At 36.3% G+C, this 18,211-nt stretch carries 15 protein-coding genes; 14 read left to right on the plus strand and 1 reads right to left on the minus strand.

Annotated elements, in window-relative coordinates:
• Positions 1-2: 2 nt before the first annotated feature.
• The 11 genes from Q0W25_RS02045 to Q0W25_RS02095 all read left to right on the plus strand — a co-directional run bounded on the left by Q0W25_RS02045 (position 3) and on the right by Q0W25_RS02095 (position 14,826).
• Positions 3-1,463 (plus strand): glycosyltransferase, encoded by a 1,461-nt coding sequence (locus tag Q0W25_RS02045; RefSeq protein WP_298518317.1) that lies wholly within the window; start codon positions 3-5, stop codon positions 1,461-1,463.
• A 216-nt stretch (positions 1,464-1,679) separates the two neighbouring features.
• Positions 1,680-2,918: a nucleotide sugar dehydrogenase gene (locus Q0W25_RS02050; RefSeq protein ID WP_298518319.1), complete on the plus strand. Its 1,239-nt coding sequence runs from the start codon at positions 1,680-1,682 to the stop codon at positions 2,916-2,918.
• A gap of 16 nt (positions 2,919-2,934) precedes the next feature.
• Positions 2,935-4,020, plus strand: coding sequence for a hypothetical protein (locus tag Q0W25_RS02055; protein WP_298518321.1), 1,086 nt, complete (start codon positions 2,935-2,937; stop codon positions 4,018-4,020).
• A 140-nt stretch (positions 4,021-4,160) separates the two neighbouring features.
• Positions 4,161-5,804: a DUF3880 domain-containing protein gene (locus Q0W25_RS02060; RefSeq protein WP_298518323.1), complete on the plus strand. Its 1,644-nt coding sequence runs from the start codon at positions 4,161-4,163 to the stop codon at positions 5,802-5,804.
• Positions 5,805-5,818: 14 nt separating this feature from the next.
• Positions 5,819-7,087 carry a hypothetical protein gene (locus tag Q0W25_RS02065; RefSeq protein ID WP_298518325.1) on the plus strand — a complete coding sequence of 423 codons (1,269 nt, stop codon included), beginning with the start codon at positions 5,819-5,821 and terminating at the stop codon, positions 7,085-7,087.
• 15 nt (positions 7,088-7,102) lie between these two features.
• Positions 7,103-8,401 (plus strand): nucleotide sugar dehydrogenase, encoded by a 1,299-nt coding sequence (locus Q0W25_RS02070; protein WP_298518327.1) that lies wholly within the window; start codon positions 7,103-7,105, stop codon positions 8,399-8,401.
• Between the two features lie 18 nt (positions 8,402-8,419).
• The gene (locus Q0W25_RS02075) at positions 8,420-9,388 is read left to right on the plus strand and encodes a glycosyltransferase family 2 protein (RefSeq protein ID WP_298518329.1); all 969 of its coding nucleotides are present in this window, start codon (positions 8,420-8,422) and stop codon (positions 9,386-9,388) included.
• Between the two features lie 30 nt (positions 9,389-9,418).
• Positions 9,419-10,756: a glycosyltransferase gene (locus Q0W25_RS02080; protein WP_298518331.1), complete on the plus strand. Its 1,338-nt coding sequence runs from the start codon at positions 9,419-9,421 to the stop codon at positions 10,754-10,756.
• Complete coding sequence (locus Q0W25_RS02085) at positions 10,757-12,046, plus strand: polysaccharide pyruvyl transferase family protein (protein WP_298518334.1); 1,290 nt, start codon at positions 10,757-10,759, stop codon at positions 12,044-12,046.
• Positions 12,047-12,062: 16 nt separating this feature from the next.
• The gene (locus Q0W25_RS02090) at positions 12,063-13,823 is read left to right on the plus strand and encodes a hypothetical protein (protein WP_298518335.1); all 1,761 of its coding nucleotides are present in this window, start codon (positions 12,063-12,065) and stop codon (positions 13,821-13,823) included.
• On the plus strand, positions 13,795-14,826 hold the full coding sequence (locus Q0W25_RS02095) for a glycosyltransferase family 2 protein (RefSeq protein WP_298518338.1): 1,032 nt from the start codon (positions 13,795-13,797) through the stop codon (positions 14,824-14,826). The genes Q0W25_RS02090 and Q0W25_RS02095 overlap by 29 nt, the downstream gene beginning before the upstream one ends.
• Here Q0W25_RS02095 and Q0W25_RS02100 read toward each other — a convergent pair.
• Entirely contained in the window at positions 14,775-15,653 is an 879-nt protein-coding gene (locus Q0W25_RS02100; protein ID WP_298518340.1) for a hypothetical protein, read from the minus strand. The two genes, Q0W25_RS02095 and Q0W25_RS02100, sit on opposite strands and share 52 nt — an antisense overlap.
• 219 nt (positions 15,654-15,872) lie before the next feature.
• Here Q0W25_RS02100 and Q0W25_RS02105 point away from each other — a divergent pair, with 219 nt between their 5' ends.
• The 3 genes from Q0W25_RS02105 to Q0W25_RS02115 are packed head-to-tail and all read left to right on the plus strand — an operon-like array spanning position 15,873 to position 18,201.
• The gene (locus Q0W25_RS02105; protein WP_297824908.1) at positions 15,873-16,328 is read left to right on the plus strand and encodes a flavodoxin; all 456 of its coding nucleotides are present in this window, start codon (positions 15,873-15,875) and stop codon (positions 16,326-16,328) included.
• 9 nt (positions 16,329-16,337) lie between these two features.
• Positions 16,338-16,805, plus strand: a complete 468-nt coding sequence (locus Q0W25_RS02110) for a MarR family winged helix-turn-helix transcriptional regulator (RefSeq protein WP_298518342.1) — start codon at positions 16,338-16,340, stop codon at positions 16,803-16,805.
• 1 nt (position 16,806) lies between these two features.
• Positions 16,807-18,201 (plus strand): MATE family efflux transporter, encoded by a 1,395-nt coding sequence (locus Q0W25_RS02115; RefSeq protein ID WP_298518344.1) that lies wholly within the window; start codon positions 16,807-16,809, stop codon positions 18,199-18,201.
• Positions 18,202-18,211 lie beyond the last annotated feature (10 nt).

An 18,211-nucleotide genomic window follows, 5' to 3' on the forward strand; every position in this document is an offset into this window, starting at 1 on the left:
ACATGATTCTTGATAAGATTAAAAGCAAACTGAAAAGGGAAAAGAAGATAAAGAATTTGAGGGACATTAAGGTAGCCCTCATTGCAGACCAGTTCACCTATGACTCATATAAATATGAATTCAATGCAATAACAATAAACCCTGATGACTGGAAGGAGAAATTCAAAACTGAAAAGCCTGACATATTCCTCTGTGAATCAGCATGGGACGGGCATAACTTTGAAGGTCTCTACGGCCCTTGGAGAGAAAAGATTTATCAGAAGCTGAATGAAAAGGAAAACAGGACAATTCTTTTTGAAATCCTGGAGTACTGCCGTAAAAACTCAATTCCTACAGTTTTCTGGAACAAGGAGGACCCTCCACATTATAAAGATCACAGATTGTCATATGCAGACACCGCAAGCAGGTTCGACTATATATTCACAACCTCTGCAAACTGCATCAAGCATTACAAAAAGGACTTCAATCATCCTCATGTATATTCCCTGATGTTTGCAGGCCAGCCTAGGCTGTTCAATCCATTAAACATGTCAGGAGAGACAATAGAGGATGTTGTCTTTGCAGGTTCATATTATGAGGACAAGCCTGAAAGGGCAAGGCTTATGGATGACATCTTCGACAGGCTCATTGCCGAAGGCGTTAACTTGAGAATCTATGACCGCCAGCATTTCAAAAACTGGGGAAACTATCCTGAAAGGTTTCAGGCATATACACTACCACCTATTGATTATAAGGATACTGCAGATATCTATAAGAAAATGAAATGGGGACTTAATTTTAACATAGTTACTGACTCAGAAACCATGTTTGCAAGAAGGGTTTTTGAATTAGCTTTAAGCAATGTGTACATCATCACAAACTATTCTTTGGGAGTATGTAAAATATTCGATGATAACATTTTTGTCTTTGACCGGGAGGAGGGAATACCTGACTTCACCAAAGACTATGAAAGAGAAAGAATGAATAACCTATACAATGTTCTTGAAAACCATACCTACAAGAACAGATGGAAACAGGTCCTTGATACAATCGGATTTGAATATAAGCAAGACCCAGAAGACATTGCAGTCATATACAGGCTGGATGATGAAAGTGAAATGGATGCAATCATTAATGATTTCAACAGTATAGATTATCCTGAAAAGACCCTCAACATCATCGCTGATGAAAGCCTTAAAGGTCTTAAGGAAAAATATGGCGCAATCGATGGAATCTATCCAAGTTTGGATAAACTTAAAAAAGACATTTCCACCCAATATCTAATCCTGATTGATGGTGCCATCGATAATGACTTTATCAGAAAGGCAATTTTGCACTACCAGTATCTTGACAAGGACATTGCAATAGCAGAAGGTAGCGATAAATTTAGCTTAAACGCTGAAAAGGGCATTGAAAACAAGGTAATTCCTTTAAGAAATTATGATCTCATTGAAGATGGAGAAATCAATGTTTATTATATCTAAATCAATCATATATTTTGCGATAGATCACGCTCAAGATGAAGATAAACAGATAGCTATTTTTGAATTATTAAACATTATTTTGTTTATTTTTCGATTTTATAATAAATGTAGTTAAATATGATGAAAAATAAAAATATACAGTAATATAATTAAATTTAAGAAAGATTTAAATTACATGGGATAAAAATAATATAATAATTTAAGGGAGTGATTTTTATGAAAGTATGTATTATAGGTCAAGGATATATCGGATTGCCGACTGCAGCATTGTTTGCAAAAAATGACTGCGAAGTCGTTGGTGTGGATGTTATAGAATCCGTTGTTGAAATGTTGAATAAAGGTGAAATCCACATCGAAGAGCCTGGACTTGGCGAAATCATTAAGACAGCTTTGGATAAGGGAGTATACAAGGCAAGCTTAACTCCTGAAAAGGCTGACGCATTTATCATTACCGTACCAACACCATACATAGTCGAAAACTACAGCTGCGATTTGAGTTACGTAATCAGCGCATGCGAATCAATTTTACCGTTTGTTGAAAAGGGCAACACCATTATCGTTGAATCCACTATCGCTCCATTATCAACTGATGAAACCGTAAAGCCTATATTTGAAAATGCCGGCTTTACCATTGGTGAGGATTTATACCTTGCCCATTGTCCTGAAAGGGTGCTTCCAGGTCAAATCATATATGAATTGGTTAACAACAACCGTATTATTGGAGGAGTCACTCCTGAATGTTCCAAAAAGGCCGCTGAAGTTTACGGCCAATTCGTAAAAGGTGAATTGATGCTTACTGAAGCAAAAACCGCGGAACTTTCAAAATGTATGGAAAATACTTTCCGTGACGTCAATATCGCTTTGGTAAATGAGCTTACCAAAATCTGTGCTGAAATTGGTGTAAACGCATTGGACGTTATTGAAGTTGCAAACAAGCACCCTAGAGTAAACCTTCACTCACCGGGACCTGGTGTTGGAGGACACTGCCTTGCAATCGATCCATACTTCATATATGCAAAAGCCCCTGAAACCGCAAAGATAATCAAGTTGGCACGTGATACCAACAGATCAATGCCTGGCTTTGTGGCTGAAAACGTCAGAAAGATTATTCCTGATGGAAAAATCGCAGTTTTAGGAATATCATACAAAGGAAACACTGACGATGACAGGGAAAGTCCTGCATATGAGATAATCGCTTTGCTTGACAACGATTATGAAATAGCTGTACATGACCCTCATATAGACAAGGAAAATCTAGTAGGTTTTGATGAGGCGATTGACGGTGCGGACTTGATTCTAGTTCTATGTGATCATGATGAGTTCAAGAAAATGGACTACGATTTAATTAAGGACAAATCTTCCAAACCAATTATATTCGATACCAAAAACGTTGTTGAGGATGTCCCTGAAGACATAACATTATACAACTTCGGAAACCTATACAAATTAAACTAATCATTTGGTTGTTATCATGAGCAAATACAAGCTGACAGCAGAACTGCAGGACTCAGTGGACAATGTAATGTCCAGTCTTGTAGATAACATCATCAAGCTTAAAATGGATGAGATTGATGATTATGAATTTCCGTTGGATGAGCCTTTCGGACTCCAGATAATCCATAATGATGAGATATACTGCTTCATGATCAGGTTTTCATCCACAAACAAGAATTTTATCTGTTTGGGTCCTGGAGCCCATAACAGGGATGTGCTGGACAAGAATGGAAACGTGAAAAAACCTCCATTTTTCGTCCGTTGGTCCTGGTATAAGCACCTGGAAGAGTCCACTATTGCATATGCAGACCCTATGATGTTTCACAGCGATGAAATAGTGATTACCTGGTTTACCGGTGGTGAAAACCATTGGCAAATGGAGGATGTTGCTGCAATCATTGAAAAGCTTGCTGAAAACCAGAAGGTAATTAATGAAAACATACTCTTTTTCGGCTCATCCGGTGGCGGCTTTTCATCAGTGATGCTTGGAACATTGATAAAAGGTTCAAAAGTCCTTGTCAATAATGCTCAATTCTTTGTCATGAATTACGGAAAGCAGTTCGTGGACAGGATATTTGAACTTTTGGAAGTTGAATTCAACGGACTTTCAAGAGAGGAAATTATTGAAAAGTACAAATTCAGAATCGATGCTCTTGAACTGTTCAGAAGGGAAAAGTACACTCCGCCGATAACATATTACATCAACTCAAAGGCTAAAATCGACATCAAGCTGCAGCTTCCACCATTGGTCGACGGATATTTTGACATATACGGGGTAAACCCATTAAAGATTATTTTATATGAAGATCCTGAAATCGAAAGGCCTCACAATCCGTTGCCTACAGATGAAACCCTTGATATAATTCGTCTTTTCTGCAATAATAATTTGTATAATTCTGGCGATGAGGGCGATGATGGAAACATTATCCCGAAAGGACATTTCGACGATTCAATCATCAACGATGAACTCGAATCCAAAAACCGGGAAATTGCAAAATTGAAAAGTGAGCTTGAAAGCATCAAATCTTCCAAATCCTATAGAATTTTAAATAAATTCAGATAAACAATCAACTCTTTTTTTTTACTTATATTTTTTAATAATATTTATTAGTATTGAATAATAGAAATTAAAATAATATAAGATATTTATCGAATGTTTTCGATATTATAGATTTATTTTAATAGGAATTGTTGGTGTAAATAATGGATAGGTCAAGAAATTGGAAGGAACTCCTGGAGATATATAAGCTACAGGATAAAATCGAGTCATTGGAAAAGGAAAACAGTGAGCTTAAAAATAAAAATGCTCATTTCAAATCCAGCAAGGCATACAGCACATGGATGAAATCCTCTGAATTCAAGGGAAAAATTAAGAAAACCAAGAAATCAGGCCCTAAAGTTAAGAATTTAAGGGACATCAAGGTAGCAATAATCGCCGATGAGTTTACCTTCAACTGCTACAGGCATGAATTCACTCCTTTGCCTATCACTCCTAAAAACTGGAGGAAAGTATTTGCTGAAGAGGAACCTGACTTATTCTTCTGTGAATCCGCATGGAGAGGCTATGACGGCATCAATAAGGATCCTTGGAGATATAAGGTTCCTAAAGTATATACAAGAAAGGATCAGAGCAATAGAGATGAACTTTTTGACATACTCAAATACTGTAAAGCAAACAACATTCCAACCGTATTCTGGAACAAGGAGGACCCATTCCATTACAAAAACGATAAGATTTCCTATGCTGATACTGCAAGGCATTTCGACTACATATTTACAACTTCCCAGCAATGTGTAGAACAATATAAAAAGGATTTCAATCATCCTCACGTCTACAACCTGATGTTTGCAGGACAGCCTACCATATTCAACCCAATGAAACTGACCGACGAGGAAGAGGAAAGGGTCGTTTTTGCAGGTTCCTATTATCCAAACCACCCTGAAAGGTCAGCGCTTATGGAAGTAATTTTCGATAAGATCATTGACCAGTGGGACGGAAAGCTGAAGATATTCGACAGAATCTACTATGAGGCATGGGCAGACTATCCTGACAGGTTCAAGCCATACACATATCCTCCGATTCCATACGAGCAGACTGCCGTGGAATACAGAAACGCCAACTGGGGATTGAACTTCAATACAATCACAGACTCAGAAACAATGTTTGCAAGAAGGGTATTCGAATTGGCTTTGAGCTATACATACATCATAACAAACTATTCAGTAGGTGTTGAAAAGATTTTCGGTGACAACGTATTTTTCTTCGACAAAATGGATGAACTGCCGGATTTCGATTATGATAACGATGAAATGAAACTGGATAACCTGTATAATGTATTGAGAAACCATACATACACCATCCGCTGGAAACAGATATTGGATACCATCGGAATGAAATATAAGGAAGACTCAATTAATGTCGCCTGCGTCTATTATGTGGACTGCGCCGATGATATAGAAAAGGCAATCGCTAAATTCAAAAATATCAATTATGATAAAAAATATCTGAAACTGGTAATCAACGATGACAGCTTCACAAACAATGATGTTGACAAGGCATATAACCAATACAGTGAAATCGACAGGATATACTTCAAGACAAAAGACATCAACAAGACCATCGCAAGCCATACAAATGCCGATTATCTGATATTTGTTGATGATGACATTGACCCTGAATTCATCAATCTTGCACTCTTGCATTACCAATACGTTAACAAAAGGATTGCTATAGGAATGAGTGACGATAAGTTCAGATTGGCTGTTGAAACTGATGGATATAACAAACTGTTACCTAATAAATTGTTTAAAAACTTTAATAAAGAAATTGAGGTATATTACATATAGATAAGGGTGTTTGCATGTATATAACTGATGATCTTATAGACAAAGTAACAGCATCAATGGGTGATTTGGTGGATAATGTCATCAAGGTCGATTTCGATGACATTGAAAGCTATGATTTCCCGCAGGATGTACCATTCGGTTTGATGACAGAGCGTCACAATGAATTGTACTGCTTAATTATCAGATTTTCATCTAAACACAAGAATTTCATGTGCATGGGTCCCGGAGCCCATCCGAGAAACAAGAAGACCAAAGATGGAAAGGACATTGATCCTCCGTTCTTTGTGAGATGGAAATGGTACAACTACTTTGATGATTCCGTAATTGCATATGCAGACCCGGTAATGTTTCACGATGATGACATCACTCTTACATGGTTTGCCGGAAATAAGGATTACTGGCCACTGGAAGACGTTGCAGAAATCATAGAGAAATTGGCGATTAACCAAGAGGTTATGAATGATAACATAATGTTTTTCGGTTCATCAGGAGGAGGATTTTCCTCAGTGATGCTCGGCGCATTGGTAAAGAATTCAAAGGTACTGGTCAACAATCCGCAGATGTTTGTATTGAATTACTATAAAACTCATGTAGATACCTTAATGAACTTATTATGCAAAGAATTTGAAGGAATTTCTCGAGAGGAGATTATAAGCAAAATCAGATATAGGCTTGATTCAATTGAATTATTTAAAAGGGAGGACTATGCTCCACCTATAACAGCTTATATTAACATTAAATCATGCAATGATGTGGAATCTCAAATATTCCCATTCATAAAGCAATATTATGATTTTGAAAATCCGGTTTACTTGAATGTTATCTATTATCATGATCCTGCTGTGCCGAAGGCACATGACCCCCTTCCGACTCCAGAAACTCTGGACATCATATGGGAATTTGCAGCTAACTATCTGAATAATAGTGAAGAAACAATAAAGGGTAATGAAGACCGTGTATTGGATAAAAGAAACAGTATTGAAGTATTGACTGATGAACTGACTGATTTAAGATATCAAAACAAACAATTGAATAGGCACAAGGTTAGATTCAAAAAACAGATTAGTGAATTATCAGATAATAATCGTAAATTGAACTGGAAAGTTGATTCACTTAGAAATTCAAACAATAGACTGAAAAACGAAATAGAAACCAGAAAAAAAATCCAGAAATCTCAGGCATTTGAGGTAAACAAGTATAAAAAAAATCTGGATGAAATTAAATCCGCAAAAACATATAGGCTTTGGCAGAAGTTTGCAAAGCTTAAAAGAAAGATTAAATAAGGGGGTGTGGTTAATATGTTTGAAGAGTTATGCAGTAAAAATAAAACAGTTGCAATTGTAGGATTAGGTTATGTAGGTTTGCCTTTAGCCGTTTTGTTTTCCAAAAAATATGATGTCATAGGTTTCGACATCGATGATGAAAAAATCGAGTTATATAAAAGGGGAATTGACATGACCTGTGAACTGCCTGAAGGCAGTTTAGAAAATTCAAGCATAAGATTCACATCCGATGAAAATGACCTGAAATCCGCATCATTCATCATAGTATCTGTTCCAACCCCAATTAATGACAACAACAATCCCGATTTCAGATTCGTCATATCAGCATCAGAGGTTGTAGGAAGAAATCTGCAGAAGGATTCCATAGTCGTATATGAGTCAACCGTATATCCCGGTGTGACTGAAGACTTATGCATTCCTATTCTGGAAAATGAATCTAATCTGAAATGCATTGATGATTTCAAGGTAGGATATTCTCCTGAAAGGATCAATCCGGGCGATAAGAAAAACAAGGTTGAAAACATTACCAAAATCGTTTCAGGAATCGACGATGAATCCCTTGATGTGATTTCTAAAGTCTATGATAATGTTTTGAACAATGGAGTTTATGAAGCCGATTCAATAAAAGTTGCTGAAGCCGCCAAGATTGTTGAAAACATTACTCGTGACGTTAATATTGCACTTGTAAATGAATTTGCAATGATTTTTGACAAGATGGGAATCAATACTGTGGACGTCATAGAAGCTGCAGGAACCAAATGGAACTTCCAAAAATATTATCCTGGCCTGGTTGGAGGGCACTGCATAGGTATTGACCCGTATTATCTTCTATACAAAAGCAAAAAATTGAATTTCAATCCTAAATTGATTGAAGTGAGCAGGGAAATCAATGAAAACCTATCCGATTTCATTATAAAGAATATCATTTATCAGATGATTGAAAATGATGTTGTTGTTAAGAAGTCCAAGGTTTTGGTTTTGGGCATAACATTTAAGGAGAATTGCAATGACATCAGAAACAGCAAAATAATCAATGTCATTAATGAATTGGATAAATTAGGAATAGATATTACTGTTTCAGACTATTTTGCTGATGAAAATCAAGTCAAAAAGATATATGGAATTGATTTGAAAAATGATTATGATGGACAGTATGATGCAGTCATAATCGCGGTGGCTCATGACAGGTATAAGGAAATTACTTATGAGCAACTTGTAAATCTATCAAAAAACAAGCCTATCGTCATAGACTTGAAATCTATCCTTAGTGAAGACATTAGAAAAAATGAAAATATAAGCTATTGGTCATTATGAATATTTTAAGGGAAAATCATGTCTATTAAAAATAAAATCTCATTCCACAAAAATACTGAAAGCAAACAAGGAACTTTCAGGGAATATGAAGATGGAATCAGCGTCATCATACCTTCATATAAGGCTCAAAATCATATAAAACCCCTTTTGGATTCCCTAGAAAAGCAAACCTTGAATCCGTCAAGTTTTGACTTGATCTTTATTTTAAACGGTGAGCTTGACTCAACAATTTACATTTTAGAGGACTTCATGAAAAGAAATCCTGAACTGAATGTTCTTGTTACATTCACCAGTGTTGGCGGTGTTTCAAATGCAAGGAACCTGGGTCTTTCAATTGCAAAAAGGGAATTTGTCACATTTGTCGATGATGATGATTTTATAAGTCCAAATTATTTGAAAAAGCTTTATCAGTATTCCAAGCCAAACAGAATAGTCATGACCAATTTTATGGACGTGATAGAGGAAACTGGTGAAAAGATAGAATCAAGAGTAGTTCCATTTTCCGTCAGCCAGCACGGATTGATTGAAAATGCTTATGTTGACTTTCAATCACTAATCAACGTTACAGTTGCAAAAATCATTCCCACATATGCCGCAAAGCAAGTTGAATTCAACACGGCATTAAGAAGTGGAGTGGACGTATCATACTATTCAAGGCTATATGCCAAATTTGACTTTGAATTTTACTTCATTGATAAAAAAGAAGAAGCCACATATTACAGAATCATCAGATCCGGGTCAATTTCAAGGCAAAAATTGACTTTTGACTTTAATGTAATTCAAAGGCTGCAGGTCATTGACGATATAAACAGGGCATTCGAATATACTGATGATGAAATCAAAATAGATTATTTGAAATTAAGAACACTTGGGCAGTGCAGCTTCATGATCAGATATCTGAGGGAATATCCTGAAGACAAGCAAAGGGTCATTGATGAAATTGAAAAGCACAATCTAACATATTTCCCATATGAAAAATTGCCATGAGGACTTCATAAATGCCAATGGATGATTTAAATGAGTATTAAGGATAAGTTTTTAAACAAAAGCAACAGCTTCAAGTTTTATAAGGAAAACTATGAGAAACTGAAAAACAATGAAAAGATTCTTAATGATGAGCTTGAAAAGAGTGGAAAATCAATCAAATCTTTGAAATCAGAATTGGATTCAAGCAAAAAGGAATGTGACAGCCTTAATGAAAAGATATCTGAGTTAAATAAGTCCATTGAACTTTTAAAACAAAGGGTGGATTATTCCAATGAGTTTTATAAGACTGATTTGAAAGATTTGAACATTGCATATGTATTAAATTCATTTCCTAACGTTTCAGAAACCTTCATTGTTAATGAAGTAAAATGGCTTGTTGAAAATGGATATAATGTTAAGGTCTTCATGAAAACAGATGCCGTGAAATTTGTTGAAATAGACTTTGAAGTCGATATCATCAAATTCGATTCCATGGAGCATTTGGAAGAGCTGCTGGTGGACAATAAAATTGATATTATGCATACCCATTACGCATTTCCAATCTGCAATAACATTACATATCCAATTGCAGAAAAGCTATGCATTCCGTTCACGTTCTTTGCCCATGCCGTAGACATATTTGCTGAAAGAAGCAATGAACTTAACAATATAGCTGAAGTAAGCAGATCCAAATATTGCCTGGCCATTTTTACATTAAGTGAATATCATAAGAATTATCTCATTGAGCGCAATGTCCCTGAAAGCAAGATAGTCATCACGAAACAGGCTACCGGATATGAAATTGTAGATATAAAGCCTAAATCCAACAAAATTAAAAGAATAATTTCAATTTCAAGATTTGTTGAAAAGAAAGGTTTGGACGTGTTAATAGATGCCGCCAAAATGCTTGAAGGCGAAGATTTTGTGTTTGAGATATATGGTTTCGGCAAACTCCAATCAGATTTACAAAAACAAATCGACGATTTGGAGTGCACTAACATTTCTATCAAAGGCGAATTAAAACCCTCTGAAGTTAAAGACATATTGTTGAATTCCGATTTATTGGCATCCCCCGTTAGAATAGCTGAAAATGGTGATAGGGACGGTTTTCCAACAGTCATATTTGAAGCTATGGCAAACGGCCTGCCGGTTGTAACAACCAAGGTTTCGGCAATTCCTGAAATAATCAGCGATTACGACAACGGATTTATCATCGACCCGGAAAATCCTCAACTTTTAGCGGATAAGATTATTGAGATTTCAAAATTATCAAATGAAAAGTTATTTGAAATTAGAAAAAAGGCACAGGAAGATGTTAAAAACATTTCAAGTGTTGATAAGACCATGAACAGGTATCTTGATACAATTAAAGAGAAAATGTGTGATTGAATGAAATTTGGATTAATGTGTTATGATTATACAACCAATTTGGGCAATGAAATTCAAAGCATTGCCGCAAGAAGATTCCTGCCTAAAGTAGATTACTATATAGAGCATGAAAAATTGGAAAGGTTTGATGAGGATATCAACGTTAAGATGATAATGAACGGATGGTATCTTGACTGTCCGCAGGCATGGCCTCCTTCAGAAAACATTGATCCGTTACTCATTTCAATGCATTTTACGACAAGGACAGAGGAGCGAAAGGCAGCTATACTGACTGATGAAAGCAGAGATTTTTTCAAAAGACATGGTCCTGTAGGATGCAGGGATTTGCATACTGTGGATTTTTTAAAAGAAAATGACATTGATGCTTTCTTCACCGGCTGTTTGACTTTAACTTTGGATTCCGGTGCCGATAAAATCAAAACTGAAGATGATGATGGATATATTGTCATCAATGTCAATAATCCGGATGAGGTTTTAAGTTTCCTAAAGGAAAAAACCGACAGGAGGATTTATGTAATACATCAGGACATGATACCCTCCTATGAAAAGGCTTTTCCTGAAACTATGGGGAGCGGTGTATATACTCTGACTTCATTATATGACTATAAAGAGAAACTGTTCATGGCTGAAAACCTGTTGAGGATATATGAAAATGCATATTGCGTCGTCACAGACCGGTTGCATTGCGCTTTACCGTGTCTGGCTTTTAAAACACCGGTGCTGCTAATCAAAGATGAGCGTATGCAGGAGAGATTTGATGGAATCAGCGAACTTTTGAACGTTTCATCATATGACGGATATGTCAATGAATATTCCATTTTTGATGTTGACAATCCCCGCGAAAATCCCAAGGATTATCTTAAAATAAGAAAAGACCTGATTGAGAGATGTGAAAAGTTTACAGGACATGTAAATGATTCATGTTATATTGATATATCCTATCAGGAATTGTTGGAAAATAATGCAAAAATATTGTCTAAAACTTCCTTTGAAACTAGAAATTACATGAAAACTATAGTTAATGATTATAGAAGAAGCATCACTAGATCAGATAGATATCTTGGCATGATTCGTGATTATAAAATAGAAATCAGGGACATGGCTTTGAAAAATGAAAATCAAAGTGAAACAATCGCAAATCTCACTAAAAAGATAGATAGCTTGAATGCTAAAGTCGATGATTTAAATGATGAAATCAAAAGCAGGGAAAAGATTATAAATGAAATTACTTCTTCAAACAGCTGGAAAGTTACAGCACCTATGAGAAAAATAAAAAAGAATTTAAAATGATTATTTTGTGATTCGTATGAAATCATCTGAAATGTATCCTTCAAAATTAATCCAGTCAAATGAGGAAAATACTGGTTATAGGCAATTCAGAGAAATGGACAACATCAAAAATTCCGATTCGACCTTTGCCCAAACCGGTGAAATCGAACCAAAAAGCGGAAAGCACAAGACACCATCACTGATTCAAGCAAACCATTTTAATTTCAATATTCCTCATGACTCAAAGATAAAAAGGATTACTGTGGAATTTGCTCACAAATCAACTGGAAATATCGATGTTTCAGCCCCAACAGTTGAGCTAATAGGTATTGAAATGAAAAAGGCAAATCCAATCACTGATGATTTGACAAAAAATGCCGTATCCTTCGACGTCAATCTCAGCGTATTTAAGGTCAACTCACCTAATTTTGGAGTTAGGCTGAAGTATCCTGCCAATAAAAGCGAAAATACTGGAAGCATTATGATTCAATACCTTAAGGTCATTGTCTCGTATGATGTGCAAGATAAGCTTAAGGGAAAATTAAAATCCAAGGAATTTATAAAAATCACAGATGTTGATGTTGAAGGCACTAGGATATCCTATAAATTTGAGACATCACCTCTTCTGGATGACGTATTCATTAAAAAGGAGATGTTTGTCGAATACATGAACATTGGAAATGATGATCTGAAATCCGTTCCTGAAAGCATTCTGGTCATTCCTCTGATTTCCAATCTGTTGCCAATCGTTTGGCTTTTGGATTGTAAACTGATTGTCAATGAATTGGACAAGGATTATTATGATTCAATTCCAAATATGAAGCAGGGATATATGTACATGTACAGGACAGCTCCGTTCAAAGGTGAAATATCTGTCAAATCCTTAAAAAGCAATGAATATGAATATGAAAACAAGTATTTGGCGCTATTCAGTAACGGCGTCGATTCATTAAATACTGTTCTTAAGTATATTGATAGCAAGCCTATGCTTTTGACTCTTTGGGGTTCTGACATTCCATTAGACCATCATGAAGGATGGAATACCATGAAAGATAACATTGACGAATTTGCAAGGGATTTTAATTTGGACAATTTTTATGTAAAATCAGATTTCAGAAAGTTCATCAATGTTAACGGGTTATATAATACTTTCAGGCAATATCTGGAGTCTGACAGCAATTGGTGGCATGCAGTACAGCATGGCATAGCCATATTGAGCCAGGCAACGGTATTGGCATATATTTTTAAGGTGGAAAAGATACTCTTTGCATCCACTCATGCATATGCAAAGGAAGACCTTTTGAATAAGACAAACATTGTTCCATGCGCTTCTTCCCCATTCATAGACAATGAGTTCAGATTTTCAGGCTGCAGCGTCATTCATGATGGCTGTGAGTTCAGCCGTGCTGAAAAATTGGACAACATAGTTGATTATTCAAATAAGCATGATGCCAGATTCAACATGCATGTATGCTGGTCTGATTTGACCGGAGTCAACTGCAATGTCTGTGAGAAATGTGCAAGGACCTATATGTACCTGATGGCTTTAGGGGAAAATCCTAATGATTATGGATTCAGCGTAGATGATGAAACTATGCTTCAGGTTGAAAAGAACTTCAAGGATGTGATTTTCAATAAGAAAAGAATTGCCGGTTGGGCAATTCATTCCCAAACATTGAATTTCTGGAAGGTGAACCAGGATAAATTCAGGGAAAATGAGGATTATTGGAAAGATACTTGTATAAAGTGGTTTTTGGATTTGGACATTGATGAAATCAAGAACAATTTGGACAGATGATAGGATGACAAAAATTTCTGTAATATTGCCTGTTTATAATGGAGAAAAGTATATTAAAAAAGCCGTTGATTCTGTTTTGGAACAATCGCTGACTGATTTTGAATTGATCATTATAAATGATGGCTCTACAGATTCCACTTTAGATATAATTAACGGATTTGATGATAGAAGAATCATGCTGATTGATCAGGAAAACCTCGGTCCGGGCAATGCCCGAAACAAAGCATTGGATATTGCCCGTGGGGAATATGTGATGTATCTTGACAGCGATGACTGGTTTTGCCGGGATGCATTTGAAATAGCTTACGGTGAAGCGAAATCAAAAGACACTGATTTAACTTTTTTTCAAATGATTAACTATGATGATGTAACCCATGAAACATATCCGAATGACTGGTTTGATTTGAAAACTTTTGATTCAAGCTTTGACGATAGGGTATTCGGGCCTCAGGAAACCAAAGGATCAATTTTTGATTTGTCTGTAGGGGTTTGCCAGAAGATATACAATAGGAAATTTCTGATTGATATTGATGCCAAGTTTCCGGAAGGAATATTCTTTGAGGACATGCCCTTTTTCTATTATGTTTATCTTAAGGCCACAAGAATTTCGATAATACGCCAGTATCTCTATTACAGAAGAAAGCATGACCAGTCAATAACACATGTCGTTGACGAGAAGTTCCTTGATACAGTGCGTGCGGGACAGATATTGATGGACATTTTCATCAAAAATGATTGGTATGATACATACAAATTCGATTTGATTGCTTACAAAATTAATGGTCCTCGTTTTGCTTTAAGAGACCTTCCATTAAAATGTAAGAAACCAATGTATGAATTAATTAAAAAAGACTACGATGCAATTAAAATGAGTGAATATTATTTTGACTTTTTGGAAAATCTTGGTCCAGTAAAGAAAAAGTTCTTTGAAGACATAATAATGTCAAACAGCTATGAGGAATTTATGACATTGAACCAGACAAACTCTTCACCTGCAAAGTAGCTTATCAGAATTGATGTGATTGAAACCAGAATATAAATGATGGTCACATCCAAAGGCGCAAATGTTAAAAACATCACAAGGAATATTATTTCAAACAGATAAAATACTATTTTTGATTTGCCCACATGGATATAGCTCAAGAATCCAAGAAGGACAGGTGTTGCAATTATTGCAAGAACAAAGAGTGACGCAAGATATAGGCTTACCAGATTTCCGACATCAAACCTTAATATGTATATGAAAAGATACATCTCGAATATTGTAAGGAAGAATCCCTGAACGGCTCCGCAGATTGCCTGTGCCAGAGTATGCTTTTTTAAAAGAACCCTTGACCAGACCAGGATTGGATAAAGTATGCCGAGAAGTGCGCCGATTGGTCCCAATAGCAATATCAAAGCTCCGACCGGACCGCTCAAACCGGTTGTATGTACGCTGATTTTCCATTTGGTTGTAATGAGCATTACGATGAAAGTGTTTACGCTGTAGCATAAAAGCAGAACTGTCAAAAAGTTGTCTGCATTTAAAACAAATGATATCAGGAATCCAATGAAATAGGAAACCACACCCACAATCAATGGAGTGAATCGATCTTCACGATTTGAAATGTCACTGTCTGTGTTAAGCTTTTTTGCCCAGAATACGATAATTGCCATTGGCAGTATTGAAGCAAATACTATTGAGATTGACTCCAAAAGAATGAATTTGGCAAAATTGAACTGGCCGTTTTCAAATGACAATACGATAGATATAATCAGGAACAGTGGAATGCATATGATTGGAGGGTTTGTAAATGTTGATATTGCCTTAGCTATTTTTAATTTGTCCATAATACTACCTTGAAAAATTTATACTTTCATCATTAATTACATCCTTTTTAAAATCTTCATTATTGTAAATAAAAAAAATTTCATGGGATATGGATTGTTCTTGTTTTTCTTTTTACTATTTGAATAATTTAACTCTTTTGTCAACATTCCGATTAAATGTTGCAAGTGCAATAGTTGTCAATGCAACATTTATATATGATGAAGTCATAATAAGATAGTATGAAATCATTAGTAGCTTATTATTCAAGAACAAATACAACAAAAAAACTAGCAGAAAGTATCGCAAACAGCGTTAATGCAGACATTGAAGAAGTAAAACCTAAAGTTAACTACCAAGGAAAAATAGGATTCGCACGTGGTGGAAAGGATGCGCTTCAGGCAAAAATAGTGGACCTTGAAGACTTGAAATATGACCCTGCCGACTATGATGTGGTATACCTTGGAGCTCCGGTTTGGGCAGGAAAAGCTGCAAACCCATTAATCTCATACATCAAACAGAACGAGGGCAAGTTCAGCAATGTCAAGTTCTTCATCACAGCAGGAGGCGAAGGATTTGACGGCGCACTAAAACAGCTTGAAGAGGCTACAACCAAACCTCAAAAGACATTGTCATTAACAACAAAAGAAGTCAAAAAAGACTTGTTTGAAGACAAATTAAACTCATTTGTGGAATAGGTGTTTCGGGTGTCCTGCGAGGAGTTAGAAAAGATTGATGCTGAAAGCATTCCTGTCGGAAAGCTTCTCTATATGATTGCTAAAGGATATTATAGGTATGTAAATCATCATATAGAAAAATTCGGCATCAACACTACCCAGCTTCATTTGCTTTTTGAAATTTCACATCAATCCAATTTGAACCAGGAACAAATAGCTTCACTGTGCAACATAAATAAGGGTGCAGTCGCAAGATCCATTAAAAAGCTTGAAGACAAAGGACTGGTCATTAGAAAAATTGATGAAAACAACAGAAGGCAGAATATTATCTCATTGACTGAAGAGGGTGAGGAGGTTCTTGAGAAATCCGCTGAGATTATTGACCGCTGGGAAGATGAGATAATTCTGGAAAAGGGATACATTGAAAAGGAATTATTGCAAAAGGTTTTAAAGGATATCGCAATTAAAACCATGGAACTGAATCAAAAGGAGAATTGAAATGGCTAAAAAAACTAAAAATATTGAAATGATTACAGGTGACCCTAAAAAGGCTATTATCAAATTGGCTCTTCCAATGATGCTTTCCATGTTCCTGATAATGCTGTACAACCTTGCAGACAGTATATGGGTGGCAGGCCTTGGTGCAGATGCACTTGCTGCAATCGGTTTCATCACTCCGCTGTTTATGGTATTGATAGGACTTGGAAACGGAATAGGTGCAGGTGCAAATTCACTGATTGCAAGAAACATCGGAGCAAAGAACTATGCGCAGGCAAACAATGCAGGTTTGCATGCAATCCTATTGTCAATAATCATATCTGTCATATTCACAATCCTTATTGAAGGGTTCATGGTACCTATCCTTCAGTTCATGGGTGCTGGAAGCACTATCCAGTATGCGATGGACTACAGCTACATAATCTTCGGATTCCTGTTCATCTTCGTATATTCTGGAGTGGCGTCAGCTATTTTCAGGTCTGAAGGAGACATGAGACGCGCAACAATAGCAATTGCAGTAACTGCAATCATGAACATCATTCTGGATCCAGTATTCATCTATGTATTGAATTTGGGAATAGCTGGAGCGGCTTGGGCAACAGTATTATCAGCTACATTGTCCTGTCTTGTAATGAGCTATTGGATATGGGGCAAAAAGGATTTATACCTTGACTTATCTCCGAAAAACTTTGAATATTCCGGTCATTTGATGTTGGACATCCTTCAGGTTGCAATACCTTCCACATTGGAAAACATCGTATTTTCAGCACTTGCAATAATCATCAACAGTATGCTGGTATTGGCTTCAGGAACAACAGCCGTAGCGGTATATACAGCTTCAATGAGAATCGTTCAGCTATGTATGATTCCTCTGATAGGTCTTGGAACCGCAGTATTGACAGTTGCGGGAGTTGCATACGGTGCTCATAACTACAACAACCTAAAGACTGCCCATTCATATTCTATAAAGGTTGGATTTGCAGTATCAATTGTCCTTGGGGCTATAATGTTCATATTTTCCGAACAGATTGCAACTGTCTTTGCATATACTTCAGCAAGTGCAGCAATGGCACCTCAAATTGCAAACGCATTGAGCGTACTGACTCTCTTTGTCCTTGCAATTCCACACGGTATGATGTCATCCATGATGTTTCAGGGCGTAGGGAAAGGAACATATTCCCTTTTGATTACACTTCTCAGATCATTAATCCTTGAAAGTGTATTTGCATATCTCTTCTGCTTCATCTTCGGAGGGGGATTGACCGGAATCTATGCAGGAGTCGTGTTCGGATGCTTCGTTGGAGGAACCGTTGGCTATATCTGGGCAAAATTCTTCATCAAAAAATTCAAGGAAATATCCATCAGAAAATATAAACCTTCACAAAATAGTCCTTAGGGGCTATTTT

Source organism: uncultured Methanobrevibacter sp. (genome assembly GCF_947166415.1).
In the GTDB taxonomy this organism is placed as follows: Archaea; Methanobacteriota; Methanobacteria; order Methanobacteriales; family Methanobacteriaceae; genus Methanocatella.

What these genes read in the sequence shown, in the direction of transcription:
- Q0W25_RS02055 (WP_298518321.1), top strand. Translation starts at nt 2,935, where the DNA reads ATGAGCAAATACAAGCTGACAGCAGAACTGCAGGACTCAGTGGACAAT.
- Q0W25_RS02100 (WP_298518340.1), bottom strand. Translation starts at nt 15,653, where the DNA reads ATGGACAAATTAAAAATAGCTAAGGCAATATCAACATTTACAAACCCT.
- Q0W25_RS02115 (WP_298518344.1), top strand. Translation starts at nt 16,807, where the DNA reads ATGGCTAAAAAAACTAAAAATATTGAAATGATTACAGGTGACCCTAAA.
- Q0W25_RS02060 (WP_298518323.1), top strand. Translation starts at nt 4,161, where the DNA reads ATGGATAGGTCAAGAAATTGGAAGGAACTCCTGGAGATATATAAGCTA.
- Q0W25_RS02085 (WP_298518334.1), top strand. Translation starts at nt 10,757, where the DNA reads ATGAAATTTGGATTAATGTGTTATGATTATACAACCAATTTGGGCAAT.
- Q0W25_RS02045 (WP_298518317.1), top strand. Translation starts at nt 3, where the DNA reads ATGATTCTTGATAAGATTAAAAGCAAACTGAAAAGGGAAAAGAAGATA.
- Q0W25_RS02075 (WP_298518329.1), top strand. Translation starts at nt 8,420, where the DNA reads ATGTCTATTAAAAATAAAATCTCATTCCACAAAAATACTGAAAGCAAA.
- Q0W25_RS02070 (WP_298518327.1), top strand. Translation starts at nt 7,103, where the DNA reads ATGTTTGAAGAGTTATGCAGTAAAAATAAAACAGTTGCAATTGTAGGA.
- Q0W25_RS02065 (WP_298518325.1), top strand. Translation starts at nt 5,819, where the DNA reads ATGTATATAACTGATGATCTTATAGACAAAGTAACAGCATCAATGGGT.
- Q0W25_RS02105 (WP_297824908.1), top strand. Translation starts at nt 15,873, where the DNA reads ATGAAATCATTAGTAGCTTATTATTCAAGAACAAATACAACAAAAAAA.
- Q0W25_RS02080 (WP_298518331.1), top strand. Translation starts at nt 9,419, where the DNA reads ATGAGTATTAAGGATAAGTTTTTAAACAAAAGCAACAGCTTCAAGTTT.
- Q0W25_RS02095 (WP_298518338.1), top strand. Translation starts at nt 13,795, where the DNA reads ATGAAATCAAGAACAATTTGGACAGATGATAGGATGACAAAAATTTCT.
- Q0W25_RS02090 (WP_298518335.1), top strand. Translation starts at nt 12,063, where the DNA reads ATGAAATCATCTGAAATGTATCCTTCAAAATTAATCCAGTCAAATGAG.
- Q0W25_RS02050 (WP_298518319.1), top strand. Translation starts at nt 1,680, where the DNA reads ATGAAAGTATGTATTATAGGTCAAGGATATATCGGATTGCCGACTGCA.